The organism is Mesorhizobium sp. M7A.F.Ca.ET.027.02.1.1 (genome assembly GCF_004022985.1).
In the GTDB taxonomy this organism is placed as follows: domain Bacteria; phylum Pseudomonadota; class Alphaproteobacteria; order Rhizobiales; family Rhizobiaceae; genus Mesorhizobium.
Window position 1 is genome coordinate 1 of the sequence record NZ_RZOL01000697.1, and the last position, 1714, is coordinate 1714.

At 63.0% G+C, this 1714-nt stretch carries 2 protein-coding genes and 1 riboswitch; both genes read left to right on the forward strand.

All coding sequences use genetic code 11. The features are described from left to right. Positions 1-113: 113 nt before the first annotated feature. Positions 114-191: riboswitch (SAM riboswitch) on the reverse strand. Positions 192-329: 138 nt separating this feature from the next. Continuing rightward, positions 330-1424, forward strand: a complete 1095-nt coding sequence (locus EN749_RS35215; RefSeq protein WP_128364894.1) for a 2'-deoxycytidine 5'-triphosphate deaminase — start codon at positions 330-332, stop codon at positions 1422-1424. 99 nt (positions 1425-1523) lie between these two features. Continuing rightward, positions 1524-1714 (forward strand): transporter substrate-binding domain-containing protein (locus tag EN749_RS35220; protein WP_128364895.1); only part of this gene is annotated, 191 nt, incomplete at its 3' end.

Below are 1714 nucleotides of genomic sequence, written 5' to 3' on the forward strand. Positions count from 1 at the left end.
GTTCCGCTGTGCACGAGTGCCGTCTGAGGCTTCCAGTTGCGCTTCTTGGTGCTCATCGCTTTTCTTCCAGACACAAAAAAACCGGCCGCGAAAGTCGCAACCGGTCCATACGGCCTTGCGGCCCGACGGTCCTTTAGCGACTTGTTTAACGTGGCTGCAAGCCGACCGGCCAAATCACCACGGGATAACGACCCTTTAGACCCGCACCGCGCTTGCGTCAATTGCCGGCTTCATTAAGAGGTTTGTACCAAGCAGGTTCCGCAAAAGTGTTCCACGGTTTTGCGACCAGAACCTGCGACAAGAAAAACGTCTGACCTAGGAGTGGAGCCTTGCGGCAGACAGGCATTCTTCCCGATGAGGACATATCGGCGCTGTTCCAGTCCGGCGCGCTGAAGGCGGCGCGTGCGCTCGACGCCGACCAGATCCAGCCGGCCAGCCTCGATCTCAGGCTCGGCGACAAGGCCTGGCGGGTGCGGGCCTCGTTCCTGCCCGGCCCCGACCACAAGGTCTCGGAAAAGCTCGACCGGCTGCAGCTGCACGAGATCAATCTTGCCGAGGGCGCGGTGCTGGAGACCGGCTGCGTCTATATCGTGCCCTTGCTTGAAAGCCTGGCGCTGCCGGCGGACATTTCGGCCTCGGCCAATCCGAAGAGCTCGACCGGGCGGCTCGACATCTTCACCCGCGTCATGACCGATCGCGGCCACGAGTTCGACAAGATCGCTGCCGGCTATCATGGCCCGCTCTTTCTGGAAGTCAGCCCCCGCACCTTCCCGATCGTCGTGCGCACCGGCTCGCGCCTGTCGCAGATCCGCTTCCGCACCGGCAATGCGCTGCTCTCGGAAGCCGAGCTGCACGCCCTGCATCGCGCGCAGATGCTGGTCGCTACCGAGCCGCCGAACATTTCCGGCGGCGGCATCGCGCTGTCGATTGACCTCAACGGCGATCAGAACGGCCTGGTCGGCTACCGCGGCAAGCATCACACCGGCCTCGTCGATGTCGACAAGCGCGCCGCGCAGGAAGTCGTCGACTTCTGGGAGCCGATCCACAAGAGCGGCGCCGGCGAACTGGTGCTCGATCCCGACGAGTTCTACATCCTCGTCAGCCAGGAGGCGGTGCACGTGCCGCCGCTCTACGCCGCCGAGATGACGCCCTTCGATCCGCTGGTCGGCGAATTCCGCGTCCATTATGCCGGCTTCTTCGATCCGGGCTTCGGCCACTCCGCGTCTGGCGGCACGGGCAGCCGGGCGGTGCTGGAAGTGCGCAGCCATGAAGTGCCGTTCATTCTCGACCATGGCCAGATCGTCGGCCGGCTGGTCTACGAGCATATGCTGAAGCGGCCGCAGGCCCTCTATGGCACCGATCTCGGCTCCAACTATCAGGCGCAGGGCCTGAAGCTGTCCAAGCATTTCCGCGCCGCGCGCTGACCTCATTGCCCCAAGGCAAAATACTTGCCTGTACCGGCGCGCCATGCTTGGCTGCCTTGCTGGTCGTCAAGATGCCGGCGTTCAAGGGGAACCAAGAAAATGCAGATTTCAAAATGGATCATATCGGCAGCAGGCGCTGCCATGCTGGTGATGGCGGCCGGCTCGCTTTCGCAGGCGCAGGAGAAAATCAAGATCGGCACGGAGGGCGCCTATCCACCGTTCAACACCATTACGGCTGACGGCAAGGTCGAAGGCTTCGACATCGACATCGCCAATGCGCTGTGCGCGCA